The 19786-nt window shown below is 49.7% G+C and carries 14 protein-coding genes and 1 pseudogene; 4 read left to right on the plus strand and 11 right to left on the minus strand.

The annotated features are described in order from the left end of the window. Nucleotides 1–73 precede the first annotated feature (73 nt). Together LVQ76_RS17540 and LVQ76_RS17545 are read left to right on the plus strand one after the other, a co-directional pair. Nucleotides 74–904 carry a DUF4942 domain-containing protein gene (locus tag LVQ76_RS17540; protein ID WP_232922155.1) on the plus strand — a complete coding sequence of 277 codons (831 nt, stop codon included), beginning with the start codon at nt 74–76 and terminating at the stop codon, nt 902–904. 342 nt (nt 905–1246) lie between these two features. Next, nucleotides 1247–1786 (plus strand): DUF2058 domain-containing protein, encoded by a 540-nt coding sequence (locus LVQ76_RS17545; protein ID WP_154155845.1) that lies wholly within the window; start codon nt 1247–1249, stop codon nt 1784–1786. 75 nt (nt 1787–1861) lie between these two features. Here the strand turns inward: LVQ76_RS17545 and LVQ76_RS17550 are convergent, their stop codons facing one another. The 5 genes from LVQ76_RS17550 to LVQ76_RS17570 form a co-directional block, all read right to left on the minus strand. Continuing rightward, nucleotides 1862–3043, minus strand: coding sequence for a MalY/PatB family protein (locus LVQ76_RS17550; RefSeq protein WP_232865934.1), 1182 nt, complete (start codon nt 3041–3043; stop codon nt 1862–1864). Next, the gene (gene nhaC / locus LVQ76_RS17555; RefSeq protein WP_232922156.1) at nt 3040–4506 is read right to left on the minus strand and encodes a Na+/H+ antiporter NhaC; all 1467 of its coding nucleotides are present in this window, start codon (nt 4504–4506) and stop codon (nt 3040–3042) included. The genes LVQ76_RS17550 and nhaC overlap by 4 nt, the downstream gene beginning before the upstream one ends. Before the next feature lie 150 nt (nt 4507–4656). Beyond that, on the minus strand, nt 4657–5658 hold the full coding sequence (locus LVQ76_RS17560; RefSeq protein ID WP_232865932.1) for a LacI family DNA-binding transcriptional regulator: 1002 nt from the start codon (nt 5656–5658) through the stop codon (nt 4657–4659). Between the two features lie 210 nt (nt 5659–5868). After that, nucleotides 5869–7107, minus strand: a complete 1239-nt coding sequence (gene alr / locus LVQ76_RS17565; protein WP_232922157.1) for an alanine racemase — start codon at nt 7105–7107, stop codon at nt 5869–5871. A 182-nt stretch (nt 7108–7289) separates the two neighbouring features. Then, nucleotides 7290–12026, minus strand: a complete 4737-nt coding sequence (locus LVQ76_RS17570) for a retention module-containing protein (protein WP_232922158.1) — start codon at nt 12024–12026, stop codon at nt 7290–7292. A 947-nt stretch (nt 12027–12973) separates the two neighbouring features. Here LVQ76_RS17570 and LVQ76_RS17575 point away from each other — a divergent pair. Then, nucleotides 12974–13771, plus strand: coding sequence for a MipA/OmpV family protein (locus LVQ76_RS17575; RefSeq protein ID WP_232865929.1), 798 nt, complete (start codon nt 12974–12976; stop codon nt 13769–13771). A 53-nt stretch (nt 13772–13824) separates the two neighbouring features. On the opposite strand, the pseudogene LVQ76_RS22480 reads toward LVQ76_RS17575, so the two are convergent. Both LVQ76_RS22480 and LVQ76_RS17580 read right to left on the minus strand, forming a co-directional pair. Next, a pseudogene (locus LVQ76_RS22480) lies at nt 13825–13890 on the minus strand (multiple stress resistance protein BhsA); the annotation flags it as partial. 84 nt (nt 13891–13974) lie between these two features. Beyond that, nucleotides 13975–15177: a multidrug effflux MFS transporter gene (locus LVQ76_RS17580; RefSeq protein WP_232922159.1), complete on the minus strand. Its 1203-nt coding sequence runs from the start codon at nt 15175–15177 to the stop codon at nt 13975–13977. A gap of 206 nt (nt 15178–15383) precedes the next feature. Between LVQ76_RS17580 and LVQ76_RS17585 the strand changes: the two genes are divergently transcribed. Then, nucleotides 15384–16292, plus strand: a complete 909-nt coding sequence (locus tag LVQ76_RS17585) for an SDR family oxidoreductase (RefSeq protein WP_232922160.1) — start codon at nt 15384–15386, stop codon at nt 16290–16292. Between the two features lie 43 nt (nt 16293–16335). Here LVQ76_RS17585 and LVQ76_RS17590 read toward each other — a convergent pair whose 3' ends face one another. From LVQ76_RS17590 to LVQ76_RS17605, 4 genes are all read right to left on the minus strand, one after another. After that, the gene (locus LVQ76_RS17590) at nt 16336–16782 is read right to left on the minus strand and encodes a DUF421 domain-containing protein (RefSeq protein WP_232865926.1); all 447 of its coding nucleotides are present in this window, start codon (nt 16780–16782) and stop codon (nt 16336–16338) included. Nucleotides 16783–16794: 12 nt separating this feature from the next. Then, nucleotides 16795–17301, minus strand: coding sequence for a hypothetical protein (locus tag LVQ76_RS17595; protein WP_232922161.1), 507 nt, complete (start codon nt 17299–17301; stop codon nt 16795–16797). Between the two features lie 100 nt (nt 17302–17401). Beyond that, nucleotides 17402–18169, minus strand: a complete 768-nt coding sequence (locus tag LVQ76_RS17600; RefSeq protein WP_232922162.1) for a LamB/YcsF family protein — start codon at nt 18167–18169, stop codon at nt 17402–17404. A gap of 47 nt (nt 18170–18216) precedes the next feature. After that, nucleotides 18217–19716: an MDR family MFS transporter gene (locus LVQ76_RS17605; protein WP_232865923.1), complete on the minus strand. Its 1500-nt coding sequence runs from the start codon at nt 19714–19716 to the stop codon at nt 18217–18219. Nucleotides 19717–19786 lie beyond the last annotated feature (70 nt).

Raw genomic sequence — 19786 nt, forward strand, 5'->3', positions numbered from 1 at the left:
CCCCTCTATTTATTCACCGCATAATGCGCCTGCAACTCCCGGCAGGCGTGTTTCCTTTAATGGACGATTTACGATGCAAACAGAATCCGATGTATTAACGGAACACAATGAGCTTATCTGTTCGACCAGCATTGAACGTATTGTTACAGGCCGTAATGCTGCGCTGGAACAGATTGAATCCCTCATCCGGCAACTTGATGACATCTCGACACTGACCCACAGTCTTGGTGGTGGGATGGCAAAAGACTGGGGCATGCGACAAGACTTTCGCTCGGGTTGCTGGTTAATGGAGAAAATGGCAACGGCCATGGACGTCATTACCCGCAATCTTGATCGCAGTATATGGCGAGATTTGATGAAAAAATCAGGAATGCTCAGCCTGATGGATGCCCAGGCCAGAGAGCAATGGGACAGAAATCTTGAAGGCGATAATATTCCAGCCATCAGCGAAGCCAATATACTCAGTACTTTTGAGCAGCTACATCTGAACAAAATGGACGTCTTCGAACGTGGCGTCATCAACGTCTTCAAAGGCCTGTCGTGGAATTACAAGACCAATAGCCCCTGCAGCTTTGGCAGGAAAATCATCATCAATAACCTGGTGACACATAACCGCTGGGGCTTCAGTCTGAACTGGGGGTGGCGAAGGGATCAACTGGCCGACCTCGAGCGGATGCTGTTTTTGCTTGATGGTAAACCTGTTCCTGACAATCGTGGTGATATCACCACCCGACTGATGGAGCATATTCGTGATAACCCCGACCTGTCTGTTTACGAAGATAACTATTTTGCTATACGGTACTTTCAGAAGGGAACCGGACATATCACATTCAGGCGCCCGCTGCTGGTGGATAAAATGAATGATATTGTGGCAAAACACTATCCAAGACAATTAGCTTGTTGAATGAGGATTCACATTCTGTCAGGGTAATAACTAGTAAGATACCGTTGCACAAAATCGAACTACCTCATAACTCACAACAGATTTAGTAAAAAAGCACATGGGGGCCCAACTGGGGGCCTATGTACTTTTCGAATATAAATAAACACTTATTTATCAGTAACAAAACCACTCATATTCGAAGTCTGCAGGGACCATTAATATTTCTCCACATCCGCAAGAAACCACCAAACTCGCACTAACTCTTTCAGCAACTTTGATTTCCCCCCACTCCCACAGCCTGGTACAGCCTCGGAAATTCAAGGTATAATCCCTGGTACTATTTGAATCTTTTAGACCACGAACATGACAAAACTCACATTACAAGAGCAGATGCTGAAAGCTGGCTTAGTCAGCAGCAAAAAAATGGCCAAAGTTCAGAGAACGGCCAAAAAATCACGAGTTCAGGCTCGTGAGGCACGCGAGGCTGTAGAAGAGAATAAAAAGGCGCAAATTGAACGTGATAAAGAGCTGGTTGAACAACAAAAGCAGGCTACTTTATCTAAAGAATATAAGGCTCAAATTAAACAGCTTATTGAAATGAATAGAATTATTATTTCAAAAGGCGATATTGGCTATAACTTCACAGATAACAATTTAATTAAAAAAATCTATGTGGATAAGGTTACTCAGACTCAATTAACCAATGGTCGTCTCGCTATTGCTCGTTTGATGACAGACAAAAATCCTGAAGGTGAATACGCGATTATCCCAGCAAGTGTTGCCGATAAAATTGCGCAGCGTGATGCGAGCTATATCGTATTAAACAGTACGCTGAGCCAGGAAGCTCAAGACGAAGAAGACCCGTATGCTGACTTTGTCGTGCCTGATGATTTGATGTGGTAGGGAAAGTTTCCAGCGTCCCTTTGAAATACGCCCCTCAGCCAAGGCTGGCTGAGGGGCGTATTATTATGTTTGAAACTACTGTGCGCCAATACGCAGCAGCCCTTTAATGGCTTGCTCAAGATAACTGCGCGGGCAACCGAGATTCAGACGTATAAATCCAGAGCCTGATGGGCCAAAACCACTCCCCATGGAAGGAGCAATACCGGCTATCTCAGTCATCACGTTCTTTAACTCATCATCGTTCAAACCCAATGCGCGGCAATCTATCCATATCAAATAGGTACCTTGTGCCGGAATAACACGTAACCACGGCAAATAGTTCTCTACCTGCGACACAAACCAATCACGATTTGCCGCGAGATAACCAAGCAATTCGTCCAGCCAGTGTTCGGCACCATTATATGCCGCAGTAGCCGCTTCCATCGAAAGCGCATTGAATACGTCCAGACCGTGAGCATTTAAACGCTCGATAAATCTCCCCTTTAAATCTGCATCAGGAATAAGGAAGTTAGAGATCCGCAGCGATGAGAGTCCAAAGGTTTTACTTGCTGATGTGGCAGCAATTACCCTTGAATGCCAGCAAGACTCAAGATGCAAAACAGAGGTAAACGTTGAGCCTGGCAGCAGCAAATCAGCCCAGATTTCGTCTGAAAGTACCGTCACATCGTATTTTTCACATAGCGCCAAAAGCTTGGTTAACTCATCTTTGCTCCAGCAACGCCCTGTAGGGTTATGTGGATTACACAGAATGAACAGTGGCGGGCGGTATTTGCTAAACAATTCCTCTAACTGCTCAAGATCCATCACATATCCTGCATCTGGATCTTCTTGCAGCAGATTTTCAACCAGTTGGCGCTGGTTAAGCGTAATAATTTTGGCAAATGATCCGTAGTACGGCCCCTGAACCACAACGCTATCACCCACCTGGCTTAGCATTTGTACCAGCAGTGAAAGGCCCGGCACGACTCCTTCAATGCTGCAAACCCATTCAGGGCGAATCAGGAGCTGATGGCGACGCTCAAACCAGTTAGTCAGCGCCGTGTAGTATTTTTCATCACGCTCGCTGTAACCAAACACACCATGATCAACACGCCGATGAAGCGCCTCCAACACATTTGGTGGGCAGGCAAAATCATAATCAGAAACCCACATTGGGAGTAAATTGTCAGTTTGCATATTCTGATAACGATCGATGAAATCCCATTTCACTGAACCCGTAGCATGGCGATTAATCACCTGGTCAAAATTGTTATTCATGATGTAGCCTCCTGCTTTGAATTCTCCATTGGTGTAGTGACTTTAATCGGTGCTTTAGCGATACCAAACCCGGTAAAACCATAAATCAAAGCAAAGAAAATAGCGGAGTAACACTGTACGGCCCAGGGTAAGAAATCCAGAGTACTTACGCCCAGCGTGGTCGCCATATAGACCCCCGCAGCGGTCCACGGAATAAGAGGCTCAATCACAGTTCCTGCATCTTCAATGGTGCGGGAAAGATTTTTGGTATCTAAACCCATGCGGCGATACGCATCCTGATAAAGCTCGGCCGGAACCAGCAGCGCCAGTTTGCCGTCGCTGGTAGCAGCCGTAACCAGAATAGTCGTGCCAATAGTGGCCGCAATCAGTTGACCTACGCTATGAATAACGGTGAGCAAGCGGTTGATAATGATAGTCAGTGCGCCTGTCAGTGTCAGTGCACCAGCAAAAGAGAAAGCACAGAATACCAGCAAGATTGTACTCATCATTGAGAACAGGCCACCGCGATTAAGCAGGCGAGGTACATCCGCAATCACCCCATCAGAACCCTGTGGGAACATGTTGATGTTAAAACCATCCATGAATGCATCCAGCCCCTGCTTAACACTCAATCCCTGTAGCCAGACGCCAAGAATAATGGCCAGCAAGCAGGCAATCAGCATCAACGGGATGACCGGTTTTTTGCTGATAGCACCCCAAAGGACAATAATTGGCGGCAGTATCAGTACGATATGGAAGTTATACAGGCTATCCAGTGCGTTAATAATGTCCGTCACGCGCTGCGGAGTGGCAACTTCGCCCATCATGCTGCTGTGGCCTGCAACCAGATAAACAATGGCTGCCAGAATGAAGCTCGGAATGGTGGTGTACATCAAATGCTGGATATGTTCATACAACGAGGTGTCAGCAACAATGGCCGCAAAGTTAGTTGAATCCGACAGCGGAGAGATTTTGTCGCCAAAGTAGGCACCAGAAACCACTGCCCCTGCTGCGGCAGCTAGTGGGACATCCAGCCCGGAAGCAACCCCCATCAATGCTACGCCAACCGTGCCCGCCGAACCCCATGATGTGCCGGTACAAACTGACACCACACTGGTCAGAAAAAATGCAGCGATAAGAATATATTGAGGGCTAATCAGCTTCAGTCCCCAGTACACCATATAAGGAATAGTGCCGCTAAACATCCAGGTGCCAATAAGCCCGCCGACGCATATCAAAATCATAATAACCGGCATCGCTTTCGCGAGTTTAGCGACGATGGAATTCATCACATCATCCCAACTATATCCTTGCCACCAGGCAAGACCTGCCGCAATCGCCGCAGAGCTCAAAAGCAACGGCTCAATACGCAACCCCATCACCCCATATCCGATGATGAGAAATGCCAGCATCGCGATTATGGGGAGCAAAGCCAGCCCAAAAGAGAGCGCTTTTTTGTCGTTGTGTGGTTCATTCGCTTTCATAATTGTGTTCCGATTTATTTTGGTGGATGCAGCGTAAAGGGAACAGAACAATGCAAATGTGATGGAAAGGATGCTGCCATGTAACCGCATACATGAAGAATAAAGTTGTGACATTTATCACAGAAAGAGCCGTTGACGGTACGCCTTCAATTAATTTTTCCGCATCACCGAATCTCGTTCGATCAGTTCAGCAGCAAAGCACAAGGAGCGCGGCGGTGGCGTTTCATGTTGATGTAACCCAATGGCGAGCAGAGCTGCATGCCGGGCCATGCGCTCAATCGGATAGTGCATGGTGGTTAAGGCAGGGAACAGATAACGCGCGAGTACTACATCATCAAAACCCACCAGTGACAACTGTTCAGGTAGGACAACGCCTTGTTGATGAAGGGCGCGCATCATACCGGCGGCCATAACATCGTTAAAGGTAAATGCCGCAGTAAAAGGAATGTGGCTATCGAGAAGTTTTCTGGCAGCCGTTTCCCCACCTTCTTCATTAAATGGCACGCTAATTATCCAGCTTTTCTCCGGGGTAATCCCAAATTCAGCCATCGCTAAACGGTAGCCTTCCAGCCGCTGCTGTCGGTCATTAATGGGCAAGTCTGATGTAATACAGGCAATACAGCGATGGCCGTTTTCCAACAGGTATCGTGTGGCCTGACGTGCTGCACTTTGGTTATCCAGCCAAACACAGCGAGGTGATATGGATGGAATGTAGCGGTTCACAAGGACCATAGCGGGGGTATGGGTGCTATAGCGAATTAAATCCTGGTCGGGCAGGCGCGTCGCATGCACGACAATGGCTTCACAGCCCTGGTTAATCAAAAAATCTAAGCCTGACTTCTCCAGCTCAGCCTGATGGCCGCCACTACAGACCATCAGACGAAACCCCTGCTGACGCGCAACTTCTTCTACACCCCGGGCTAATCGCGCAAAAAACGGATCGGCCAGATTGCCGGTTAACAACCCCAGCATATTGCCACTACGTTTGGCGAGAGCCAGAGCTGCAGCATTACGCCGATAGTTCAGCTCACGCATAGCTTTCTCCACACGTTCCTGCGTAACAGGTTCAACGTATGAAGTTTGATTTATTACCCGAGATACCGTTGCTGTCGACACTCCGGCCAACAGGGCAACCTCTTTCATTGTCGCCATAGATTCACTTTGATAGGGAGAACCTGAGTTCTTAGAAAAACCATCACGAGCATACCATCAAAGCATATGGCATTAGATCCAGCAAAATGCCGAATCAATGATACCTGTTGGTAAAGTCATGCAACGATTTACTACAACGCTCTAAGTTCGCGGCAATAAAAATAAGAGATGCTAATAGAAAAAACCCAGCTTAGAGCTGGGCAAAGAATATCAATCAACCAGTACGCGCTTGTTCGTAGCACCCCAGAGAATCGACATTTCGGTAAATAATGCACCACTGATATCTTCTACTTCAGTCGCGGTAATCTCTCCATTCCCCTGCTTACCAAACAGAACCACTTCATCCCCAGGCGCAACACCTTTTAAATCGGTTACATCAACTACCACGGTATTCATCGATGTTTTGCCAAGAATGGGTACACGCTGGCCACGAATAAGTACGTGCCCCGCATTGCTGAACACACGGCGGTAACCATCGGCATAACCCACCGGAATGTTGGCCAGCACAGAGTTACGTTTCAGGGTGTAGGTGCGGTCGTAACCCACGGTATTGCCTTTAGGATAACGATTCACCGAGGCGATAGACGATTTTAACGTCATCACACGTTTGTAATCGTTGCTGGCGATGGTGTCGCCATAAAACACACCGCCAACACGCACCATATCCAGCCAGGATTCAGGTACTGTCAGCGTCGCGAAGCTGTTAGCAACATGCATTGTTACGTCTTCACGTTTCAGGCCCGTGATATCCAGAACCTGCTGTGACTGAACTTTAAAGCGCGCGAGGTCTTTACGCACAGCCGCCGCATCTTCTTCCGGGTAATGCGACATGATGCCGACGATTTTCAAGTGGCTTAGTTCAGAGATGGCTTTCGCATCGTTCAGCCCTTCCTGGTTACTCACTTCCAGCCCGTTACGTGACATGCCGCCGGAGTTCAGCGCCAGGTGAATACGCAGGGTTTTCCCTTGTTGTTGAGCAATTGCATCCAGGCGTTTAGCCATATCCAGATTGCCGATTAACTCTTCGGTGTCATAGTCCGTCGCCTGACGCATCTCTTCTTCAGTGGCATTTCTCACGCGCAGCAAGCGGCCTTTGAAGCCAAGATCACGAACAGTTTTAAGTTCTTCATTGCTGGCAACGCCAATACACTGCACGTTGTTTGCCAGCATCACCGGTGTGACCAGCGACAGGTCGTGCCCGTAGGCATCCCCTTTCAGAATGGCGCACATGGTCGATTTATTACCCAGCAGTTTTTGTACTTTTTGTACGTTGTATTCCAGTGCGCTACGCGAGATTTCAAGTGTTGAGTTATCAACGACCAATTGTTGGTGGTGATACCCCGCAGCGGAAAGTGTGCTGGTTGGAGGAACGGTGGTATTAGTGTGGCTATTACAAGCGGTCAGAACAAACAGAGGGATTAAAGCTAAACGGCGTAAATGCAGTGGCATGCTAACTCCTTAGCAAGGTTAAAATGGTTCTAGCGAACCAATAAACATATGTGAAACCAGGTTATCTTCCTGATTCCCATCTTAATTTAATGTCCTTGTTCCGAATATTACATAGACGGCTGAAATTAAAAGAGCCTGCCCACTTTCGCTGGCAGGCTCTTATTCATTACTGGTGTTAAGCGTTAGTACTGGTGCTCTGGTTTATGCAATAAATGATCAAATGATGAGTGCTGCAAACTGTCCATTCCCGCAGACTCAGACATCATAGCCGGAGCCGCATGTGCTTTAGGATCGATAACCGTCGGTTCGCTACCCGAATGTTCAGTGCCTTTAATCAGGCTGGTAATATCCGTGCCATGTTCAAGCTCATGAGCCAGGTCACTCAGGTTTATGCGATCTTCAACATGCTGATCCTTATCACTGCCCAGATCAGTACTGACGGAGTGGTGTAAGGCGCTATCTGCTGATGGTGCAGCTGCCGGAAGGAAAAGATCATCATTACTTTCCAGCAAGTTATTAAGCGAATGCGACTGCTCAGCGTGGTGCTCAACTGTCGCGTGAACAGCGCTTTCTTCGGCCGAAGGTACAGGAGGCGCGGCTGGAGGTAACGAATGTTCAGCTTCAGATACCGGAGCATCGGAATGAGAAATCGATGTACGGCCCTCGTTTGGCGTATGGACAGTGCCATCACCATAGATCACCCCTTCAAGATGGTTCATACCCTGTAAATGTAGCCCCTGCCCTACAGTGCCCGTCACCGTCACATTATCCAGCGTGTTCACGTTGGTCTGCGCATTGTTATTGCTGCTGAATGAGAATTCAAAGTCGGACTCTTTACCATCCTGTATGAAGATGTAGTCTTTGTGCCCGCCCTGCAACTGCTGCGTAGTTCCGTTAATCGCATCCAGGCCACGGTGGTTGCCATCCTGCGTATAGCCGCTGCCTTCATGTACCACGAAGACATCCGCATGGCTTCCATCACCGTTAACGTTGCCATTGCTGTAATGCTTTATTTGGTTCTGAGGATCGGCACAGTTCGGCTCAGAGTCACCATCACTCAACCAGACATTCACATTCGAACCAATGGCAACTATCTTCCCATCCTGAACATCAAAACCATCAGCTGATTCACTACCACCATTGATATGGGTAATTGGGCTATGTGATGCATCAATAGCTGCAGCCCCCTCAGTTGCTACAGTTTTATTTGCAGGCGGAGCTTCTCGCGCCAAATCCGTATTGTCCGTGTTTTCGACTGGCACGGCGGTGTCATTACGAACGAAATGGTCCGTGAATGCTTCTTCCGTATCACCCACTCCATCTTTCGCTGTCACGCTTGCGTGGATGACATGGCCATTTGCCAATTCAGCAGTATTTACCGGAATTTTGTAACCCAGATGGCCGTCACCTAAGTCAACAACTTGACCTGTATAATCATGACCATTGATTGTTAGCGTGACTAAATCATCGGCTTTCGCATCACCACTCACCGTACCGGTGACATCCGTGGTCTGTTTTTGACCTTCCAGCTCATTGATATTGTCATCACCAGCCACCTGATCGATTGTGATAGAAAGCCCTGCTCTATACTCCGCATGAACTTCTACACCATCCGCCGTTTTCACGCTGGCATGAGCAATCTGGTTGTCTGACAGGTCAGTGGTCGTTACCGCTATGCTATAACCCAACTGCCCATTTCCCATCGGCTGCACGTAACCGTAGTAGGTATGATTGTTAACCACCAGAGTGACTTCATCATGTACATGGACATTCCCCCCGACGGTGCCAATGACATTAGTCGTAATACCCAGCAATTGACCGGCATTAGTATTGCCATCTCCGATGCCTTGATCGATGGAAATAGTGGCGCTCACATCATGGTCATGGCTCGCTGGGTATAGATCATGGGTAGCATCAATTGTATCGGCATCATCAGATGAATTGGCTGGAGGGACCTGGTCATGATCAATATTTTTATCTGCCGTCGCTGTTGTCACATGGCCCAAGTCATCTTTGATAGTGATGCTGACATGGACAGGTAGCCCCTCTTTCAGATCGCCTGTTTCAACCCCAATATTGTAGCCGAGCTTCCCGTTACCCAAGTCAACCACCTCACCTTTATAGTGATGATCGTTGACGGTCAGCTTCACGATGTCGCCCAGCGCTGCGTCACCCGTTACGGTACCGGTGATAGTAGAGTGCTGTTCGCTGGCAGGAGACTCTACCTGTGGAGGATTACTCTCTGGCGAGTTAGGAGAAGTGCCATCACCGTAAATCACTCCCGCAATTTGGTTTGAACCATTTAAAGATAACGTGTGGCCATGGCCATCAGTCCCGGTAACCGAAACATTATCCCAAGAATTCACCTGATGGTTTTCAGGGTGATCGACACCTGATGTAATCTTGTAATGAATCCCTTCACCATCTTGCAGGAAGATATAGTCTTTATGTCCGCTCTGCGAATCCCCTTTAACGCTCTGAAGGTTATCGTGATAACTATCAGCAGGGCGTATATATTGGCTGCCCGGATGCACGACAAATACATCGGAATAATTCCCATCACCTTTCTGATTACCTTCGTTGTAATGCTGGATCTGATGTTCAGGATCGTCGCACTTCGGCTCGAAATCATCCTTGCTCAAATAGATACGCACATTTGAACCGATACTGACAATTTTGCCATCCTGAACATCAAAACCATCCGGTGATCCACTGCCACCATTAACATGGGTAATGGTGCCGTGCAGCTCCATTGTTGGCGGGGTTGTCTCGGTCACAATGTTATCAATAGTGATGTTGACGTGATCGTGATGTTTCGCGGGCGTCAGCGTGGTCAGTGGAACGTCGGCCGGGGTCAACGTCGTCTGCGGAACGTCGGCTGGCGTCAGCGTCGTCAGCGGAACGTCGGCCGGGGTCAACGTCGTCTGCGGAACGTCGGCTGGCGTCAGCGTCGTCTGCGGAATTTCGGCCGGCGTCAGCGTGGTCAGTGGAACGTCGGCCGGGGTCAACGTCGTCTGCGGAACGTCGGCTGGCGTCAGCGTCGTCAGTGGAATTTCGGCTGGCGTCAGCGTGGTCAGCGGAACGTCGGCCGGGGTCAACGTCGTCTGCGGAACGTCGGCTGGCGTCAGCGTCGTCTGCGGAACGTCGGCTGGCGTCAGCACCGTCTGCGGAACGTCGGCTGGCGTCAGCGTCGTCTGCGGAACGTCGGCTGGCGTCAGCGTCGTCTGTGGAACGTCGGCTGGGGTCAACGTCGTCTGCGGAACGTCGGCTGGGGTCAGCGTCGTCTGCGGAACGTCGGCTGGCGTCAGCGTGGTCAGCGGAACGTCGGCCGGGGTCAACGTCGTCTGCGGAACGTCGGCTGGTGTCAGCGTCGTCTGCGAAATTTCGGCCGGGGTCAACGTCGTCAGTGGAACTTCTGCCGGCGTCAGCGTCGTCTGCGGAATTTCGGCCGACGTCAACGTCGTCTGCGGAACGTCGGCCGGGGTCAACGTCGTCTGCGGAACGTCGGCTGGCGTCAGCGTCGTCTGCGGAACGTCGGCCGGGGTCAACGTCGTCTGTGGAACGTCGGCCGGGGTCAACGTCGTCTGCGGAACGTCGGCTGGCGTCAGCGTCGTCTGCGGAACGTCGGCCGGGGTCAACGTCGTCTGCGGAACGTCGACCGGCGTCAGCACCGTCTGCGGAATTTCTGCCGGCGTCAACGTCGTCAGCGGAATTTCTGCCGGCGTCAGCGTCGTTAGCGGAACGTCGGCTGGCGTCAGCGTCGTCTGCGGAACGTCGGCTGGCGTCAACGTCGTCAGCGGAATTTCTGCCGGCGTCAGCGTGGTCAGCGGAACGTCGGCTGGCGTCAGCGTCGTCAGTGGAATTTCGGCTGGCGTCAGTGTCGTCTGCGGAATTTCTGCCGGCGTCAGCGTCGTCTGCGGAACGTCTGCCGGGGTCAGCGTCGTCTGCGGAACGTCGGCCGGCGTCAGCGTCGTCTGCGGAATTTCGGCCGGCGTCAGCGTGGTCAGTGGAACGTCGGCTGGGGTCAACGTCGTCTGCGGAATGTCGGCTGGCGTCAGCGTCGTCTGCGGAACGTCGGCTGGCGTCAGCGTCGTCAGTGGAACGTCGGCTGGCGTCAGCGTCGTCTGCGGAACGTCGGCTGGGGTCAACGTCGTCTGCGGAACGTCGGCCGGGGTCAACGTCGTCTGCGGAACGTCGGCTGGCGTCAGCGTCGTCTGCGGAACGTCGGTCGGGGTCAGTGTTGTCAGCGGAACGTCGGCTGGCATCAGCTCCGTCGTCGGGATCTCTGACGGTCGGTCGACGTGTGGCGTTTCTACCAGTGGCTGCTCCACCGTTTTCGATGGCGTCAGATCGCCCACCGGTACAGCGTTATTGGTAGGAGTCTGCTGCACCGTTTGCGTCAGGGTAGGATTAGTATTTGTGTCCTGAACATTATCAATCGGAGCAGAGAAAGTATCGAATTCGCGGTTGCCTGATATTTGGGAATTTAAGCTGTTTGTGGCAAAGCCCGAAGTAACATCCAGCACTTCGCCAGTCAGGTCTACTCGCTCAATGAAATGCCCGCCGCCGCCAGTACCGGCTTCAATTGGCGTCTCATTACCAGCAGCAGTTGCTTCCAGTGCTTTAGTCGGGTCAACACCATCTGTAATTGCCTGCTGGAGTGCTGCAACATCATCCGTTGCATGCTCAGTGTTAGCCGCAGCACTTACGCCGCTTTGGTCACTCCAGTGACTATTACGCCCCATATCCATTGTATGACCATCGGATAAGTTCACCGTTAATGCGCCGTTAGCACCGGTTACGATTTCTTCTCCAGCGAAGATTCGATCCCCTTCATGCAATTCACGCTGCGTTCCATCAACAGCTATAGCAAAAACCTGTCCAATGACTACTTTGACGATACCGAGTATGTTGTGCAAACCACTTGCCCCTGAGTATTGATATTACATATACCTTTCATACTTCAAGTTGCATGTGCGTTGGCAATACTCGCTCACCCCAGTCACTTACTTGAGTAAGCTCCCGGGGATTAATGAGAGACTCCTGTCTCTCACCGGAGGCCAGCCTTTGGCTGGTCAAATTCGTTCCCGACGAATTTGTCACTGCGTCGCCGCCTTCCTACAACTCGAATTATTTTGGGTATAGATGCAACAAAATAAGAATTCGATGTGCCACTTTGTCTAAAAATGAACATCTTTCTTTAATTAAAAAATTAATATTAACTTTTTATTTACAATGAAATCTGTATAAGAAAGCTGCCGTTGCCAGATACATAATAACTTACACTAAAAAATAAAGTGAGTAACATCTCAAATAATAAAAAATTCATTTCCCAGAAAGAAACCAGGCTGATTCATATGCAACCCAACTAAAATAAAAAATTTAACATCCACTTTTGAGTAATCATGGCATTTATTATGCAAAAATTGCTCTGACTGCATAAATACCACACAGTGATGTTAGAACTTTGTGTCGATAACATTAAAATTTGTCACTAGCCCAATAATGTCCATTATTCTACATTTCAAATCAAATCCACTCAGATTCATCATAGGCAATAAATTAAATAGTAGTTTTAAAAACCACAAAAAATATAACCAATAAGATATTCATACTGTAATTATCTAATTTAAAAGAGCTTCGTTCACTGCCAATGTTGATGATTATTTCAACACCCGCCGCATAACCTTGATTACAGTATAAATAATTTAGTTCTCTCTCTTGCCAGTGAACTAAACTTTTCAAGAAGCCTGCCCCTCAGCAGATCTGTCATTTACATAATGAAATCAGCTGCAATGATTCGTACGGGACAGACATTTTGACAAGAATGAAAATACCCACCCGCTCACCACTTTTGGGAAATTCGATGAGACCAGACCGACATTTTGCTGCACTCTGCTCCCTGCTGCTGCTAAGTACATCCGCGAAAGCCGAAGTTGATCTAGGCTCCTTAGATTTATTCGCCAAGGACAATGCCACCAGCCCCATCCCCAAAGGCCTGGTATTAGGCGGGGCTGTCATTAGCGGCACACCACGTTACGAAGCGCAGAAAAATGATACCTATATCGTCCCTGGCGCTGTCTATTTTGGCGAACAATTCATGTATCTGGGTGACCGGGCGCGTTATTACTTTCACCTCGACGACAAGGTAGCCGCCTATGCATACGGTCGGTTCCGCTTTGGTAACCTTGATCCCGATGATGAAGATGCATTCGACGGAATGCACAAGCGAAAATCAGAGTTAGAAGCTGGTGTCGGTGGAACGATCATTACCCCTTACGCTCTACTTAGTGCACGAATTAGTTCAGATGTAACAGGCCGTAGCAATGGTCAGGAATTATTGTTGTGGGCTGATTTTCCAATCATTAAGGGAAATTTATTGGTTATGCCTGGCATGGGGATGATGATTCGCAGCGATAAGATGGCAAACTATTACTTCGGCGGTGTTTCGAAAAGCGAAGCAACACCTGAACGCCCGGAATGGGATACCGGTACCACCTTCTCCCCAATGGCGGCGGTAATTACCAGCTATCGTTTCAATTCCAAATGGGTAGGAATGTTTGCTGCCAACTATGAATTTTATGACAAAGATATCGCAGACAGTCCTATCGTTCAGCACAACGGAGAGCTGTATGGGCTCCTTGCCGTCGGCTATATCTGGTAGATATAAATACGCTGAGTCAGGTTCTAATAGATAAACTGACTCAGCAATAGTGTTTACTTATATATCTCAGCAACACCGTGCAATTTATTATCTCCGGTTGCTGATAATATTTTATAAACTTTAGCCTCTCAAATAAATGGTATTACACATCGAGTTTTCAGGGTGAATCATTCAACGCTGAGGGCAGCACAAAGTATTGATATTTACTGGGTGCTTTTCGTGGTCAGTGCCATTACCGCACTGGCCACGGTAAACAACCCAATAATCCAGGCCATCGTCCACGGCGTTCCATCACTGAGCAGCGCCAACAACAACGAAGAGATAATCCCGCTACCGTACTGCAATGACCCCATTAAGGCGGATGCAGAGCCGGCAACGTTTGGCACGGAATCCAGCGCGGCGGCGGTAGAGGTTGCTGCAATAATGCCGTTCATCGAGAAGAAAACAAAAACCGCAGCCACAATCAAAATCAGCCCACCGATTTCCAGCTTCGCAGCAGCGGCCAGAATCAGAGCGGCAACGGCAGCAGTCACCACCGCGAATTTCAGCAGTACTTCGAGCGAATAGTGCTGAACCAGACGGCGGTTTATCACGCTCATGCCCATCAGCCCAACAATGTTCAACGCAAATAACCAACCGTAGTGCTGCGGCTCCACGCCAAAATAAGTGATGTAGACAAATGGCGATCCGGTAATAAACGCGTAGGCCGCGACGTAATAGAAGGTCAGGCACAGGGTAAAACGCATGAACGTAGTATTCGTTAGTAGCGCGTAGTAGTTACGAAATGCGCTGGGTAATGAGGCTTTAACTCGTTTTTCTTGCGGTAAGGTTTCAGGCAACCAGAACAGTGAAACAAACATCATCCCGCCAATCACCGCCAGCAGCCAAAAAATAGCGTGCCAGGTGGTGAATTTGATCATCTGCCCACCGAGCAGTGGCCCGGCAATGGGTGCAATCGCCATAATGATCATTAACGTAGAAAGCATTTGCGCGGCACGTGTACGGCTGAATAAATCGCGGATCATCGCGCGCGCCAGCATCGGCCCGGTGCATGCGCCCAGAGCCTGAAACACGCGCCAGAAAACAATCTGCGAAATGTCGGTGGAAAGTGCGCAGCCCACAGATCCGATCATAAACAGCGCCATACCAATAAATAACGGCAGGCGGCGGCCAAAATGATCGCTTAACGGCCCCCAAATCAGTTGGGCGACACAAAAGCCCATTAAGAACCCGGTGATCGTCAGTTCCGCATTGCCGTGTAGGTCCTGGGCCATTAACGGCATAGCAGGCAAATAAATATCAGTCGATAAAGAAGTGAACGCCATTAACGCGCTAAGAATAATCACGAAGGAGAGGCCAGCCGTTTTACTCGCTGCCGTCTGCACGCGCGCCTGAGAGTCAATCATAGAATTTGGTATCCGAATAAGACAGGCGCTTATAGTAGCGACTGCGCACAAAAAGATAATCCCGCATAATCGGATAGCTATTATGAATCGTGCTCATGAATGGGAGCACCGCCAGGGGAAATCCTGGTTCTCCTGCTCAGGCCCACCGTCTGGCGAGTTTGTCCTATGCTTAGGGTCTGCGTTTGAAATGCCAACAGGAGAAAAATATGAGTGATAACAAAAACATACCCGCAACCCGTAACGAGACACACGCCGCTCAATTCCCCACTCCACCCTTTCCCCATCAAAAACAGCCTTTCCCTGGGCTTGCCGGGAAAATGACGCCGCGCCCCGATCACGGCGAAACCTCCTACAAAGGCAGTGGCCGTCTGGCTGGGAAAAAGGCGCTGATAACCGGTGGTGATTCCGGGATTGGTCGCGCGGTGGCTATCGCCTTTGCGCGTGAAGGAGCGGATGTTGCAATCAACTATCTGCCTGAAGAAGAGGACGATGCTAAAGAGGTTATCGAACTGATTCGCGCAGCCGGGCGCAAAGCGGTTGCCATTCCCGGTGATATTCGTGAAGAGTCGTTTTGCCAACAGCTGGTGAAACAGGCTGCGCAAGAGCTGGAGGGATTGGATCTGCTGGTGAACAATGCGGGTCGTCAACAGTATTGCGAGTCGATTAAAGATCTCACTACAGAAGCCTTTGACGCGACGTTCAAAACCAATGTTTACGCCATGTTCTGGATAACTAAAGCCGCGTTAGATTATCTGCCGCGCGGTGCCTCTATTATTAATACCTCGTCGGTTCAGGCATATCTCCCAAGCGAAATTTTGCTCGATTATGCCCAAACCAAAGCCGCCATCGTGGCATTCACTAAGTCGCTGGCAAAACAGCTTGGGCCAGAAGGCATTAGGGTAAATGCAGTAGCGCCCGGCCCTTACTGGACTGTTTTGCAGTGTTCCGGCGGCCAGCCACAAGAGAAAATTGAAAAGTTCGGTGAGTCCGCACCACTTGGCAGACCAGGGCAGCCAGCGGAAATTGCCGGACTGTATGTGACGCTGGCCTCGCCCGAGTCGAGCTTTACGTCAGGCCAGGTATGGTGTTCAGATGGTGGTACCGGGACGCTATAAAGTGCGGGCACAGAACGGAGATGCTTTTCTCCGTTCTGGAGCTTTATTTGGATTCTGGGACGATGGAGATATGGCCGTTGGTTTCCAGAATCGCAAACTTAATTTCAGCAAGCCGGGTAATGCCGTGGTCAACTCTCGCCATTAACAAAATATCGTCGCAGGAAATATCGGCTTTTTTCATTTTGTCCTGAAAAAGGTAGCCATTTTCCACCAGAATGACCGGCGTTCCATCAAGTAGGTCATCCGCTCCCGGCAGATATTTTTTAATCATGCCAAACAGCATATCCACCACAATTAAAGTGACGATCGTAATCATCGCGCCGGTCACTGAAAAATCATTTCCCAGTAATGCTTGTTGGGTGGCCTCACTAATAATCAGCAGTAATATCAGGTCAAAAGAGGTCATTTGCAGCAAGGCACGCCGGCCGGCAATCTTAAAAACCACCATCAATATCAAGTAAATGGCGAGAGCCCTTAATACCATATCCATTGTCTGGCCACCTCAGGGATAAATAATTTGCCGGAACGTAATATCCGGTCCGCCATCAACCGCTATCGTGCTTTTAATCTGGCCTGCTTTCATCGGGGTAAGACTTAGCCACAGTGTTTGCTGTGCACCTGCTGTAGGTTTGTCATATTCAATGATCATTTCTCCATTGAGGCTGTACATTTTATCCGGCTGCGGTTGCAGAGAATCAACGCGAAAACTCTCCATAAAATCACCGCCAAAAATAATACGGTTGCGATCACCAGGGGATGAGACTGAAACAATTTTCATGTCAGCATCACTCATCAGCCGATTGAATTTTTCATAATGGAGGGAAAGCGAGCCATTGGTATTGGAAAGGTAAGTATCACTCAGATAACCCTTTGAAAATATCCCGCACAAGGCGGCGGCAACAATCAGCAATAGCAGGACAAAACCATAGCGCCGCACCTGAAAGTCAAAGTTCAGCCAGAACGGTTTTTCGACAACGGGTGAAGATTTATCGGCGGGCGCGGTTTTCATTATTTTCATCCGGCAGGAAAGGGGCTGCCGCGAGAATAAGCTCACTGCGACTTTTGAAGTCTAGTCAACGCATTGAAGGTGCGCCACCGTCGCGTTTTGATTAACTGGCAGCGAAAGCTCGAATAGCAATGCCCTTCTCTTCCAGCAGGTTACGAATCTGACGAGCTATTTCGATAGCGCCTGGGCTGTCGCCATGTACACAGATGGAGTCGGCTTTGATAGGGGTAAACTGTCCTTCGATGGATGTCACGCCACCCTCGGTAATCAGTTGCAGCATACGCTGCGCTATGAGCTGCGCATCATGCAGTACGGAGCCGGCTTCACGGCGAGAAACCAGCGTACCATTAGCGTGATAGGCGCGGTCGGCAAAGGCTTCAGAAATAGTTCGCAGCCCTTTTTCCTGTGCCAAATCCAGCACCAGGGAACCCGCAAGGCCCACCAGCGGTAAACGAGGGTCAATGGCAAGGATTGCGTCGATGACCGCCAAAGCCTGCCGCTCGTCCTGGGCGATAGTGTTATAGAGCGCACCATGTGGTTTTACATAACGCACTTCGGTGCCCGCCGCTTTCGCCAGGCCTTGCAGTGCGCCAATCTGGTAAATCACATCAGCGATTAATTCATCACGGGCAACGTCCATATTGCGACGACCAAACCCCACTAAATCGGGATAGGAGACGTGCGCACCAATTGCCACGCCCTGCTGGGCTGCCTCTCGCAGTGTTGATAACAGTGCAACTGGGGAACCGGCATGGAAACCGCAGGCAACATTGGCGCTGCTGACAAGTTTCAGTATCGCGGCGTCATCACCCATCGTCCACGCGCCAAAACTCTCACCTAAATCGCTATTTAAATCTATCGCCGTGACCATCACTGCCCTCTTCGCCCGCACACTTATCTATTGATAATTAGCATACATTATTTGCGCAGCGGGACATCTTTCATCAGTAATGAGAGCAAAAAAGCGAGTACTACAACACACGCCGAAATCATGTACACCGAGTGCAGTGCCGTCCCAAATGCCTGCAAATAATCATTCTGCAGCGCTGCCGGAAGTTCATGTACCGCTTTAGCACCCAGTTGGTGTGGCAGTTGAACATCCGGTGGGATCAACTCAATAAGTTTGTTTTGCAGCACGTTAGTAAAAATCGCACCGAAAGCCGCGACACCTATCGAACCACCAATCTGGCGGAACAGCGTAGTACTGGAGGTCGCAACCCCAATAAGTTTCTGCTCAACGCTATTTTGTACCGCCAGTATCAGCACCTGCATAACCATCCCGAGGCCAAATCCCAGCAACGCGATATACAGATAAAGAATGTGGATCGACGTATCTATTTTCAGCGTACCGAGCAATGCCATGGCAATGAACGTCACCAACGTGCCAAGAATGGGGAAGATACGATAACGCCCAATTTTGCTGATGATGCGCCCGCTAATAATCGAAGTCAGCATGAGTCCGCCCATCAGCGGTAGCAACTGAATCCCCGCTTCCGTCGGCGTGGATGACTTCACCACCTGCAAATAGAGCGGCAGGAAAGTCATAGAACCAAACAGCGACATGCCGATGATAAAACCAATCAGACAACTTAATAGGAAGGTACGATCGCGAAACAGGCCGAGCGGAATGATTGGCTCAAAAGCCCGTTGTTCTTCATAAATAAAGCCACCAAGCGTCACCACGAAGAAAGCAAATATGCACCACAATTGGGGATCGGACCACGCCATTACCGTGCCGCCCTGGCTGGTAAACAGAATCAAACAGGTCAGCGACGCCGCAAGATAACCCGCACCGAGGAAGTCAATTTGGTGGCGAATGCGCGCCGTTTGCGGTTTCAGCACTGCACCTATGACCAGCAGCGCAAAAATACCCAGCGGCAGGTTGATGTAAAAAATCCAGCGCCAGGAAAAATGCTCAACCAGAAAACCACCAATCAGCGGCCCAATGACTGTAGCAAGCCCAAACACCCCGCCAAATAAGCCCTGATATTTCCCACGGTCAGCCGGAGGGATAACATCACCCACTGCCGCCATTGTCACGACCATCAGACCACCGCCGCCCAGCCCCTGCAACGCACGCATTAGAATCAGCTGTGTCATATTCTGCGCCAGGCCGCACAATGCCGAGCCAAGTAAGAACAGCACAATAGCGACCTGCAGAACGATTTTTCGCCCAAGCAAGTCGCCAAATTTACCGTATAGCGGCACCACAATTGTTGAAGAGAGCAAATAAGCGGTCACCACCCAGGAGAGTTTTTCCAGCCCACCCAACTCGCTGACGATCGTCGGCAAGGCGGTAGACACGATGGTCTGGTCGAGTGCCGCAAGCAGCATGACCAGCATCAGCGCGGAAAACAGCAAACGAATCGATGTCGTTTGCTGTTGCGTTTCTGTCTGGGGTGTTTCGGTGACTGTCATTTTATCTATCGGCTTGTAATTAATTAACTGGATAATTAATATAGATGGATTAGTTTCACACGGTCAATGG

Origin of the sequence: Buttiauxella cochleicola, assembly GCF_021283185.1 — a bacterium.
GTDB classification, from domain to species: domain Bacteria; phylum Pseudomonadota; class Gammaproteobacteria; order Enterobacterales; family Enterobacteriaceae; genus Buttiauxella; species Buttiauxella massiliensis.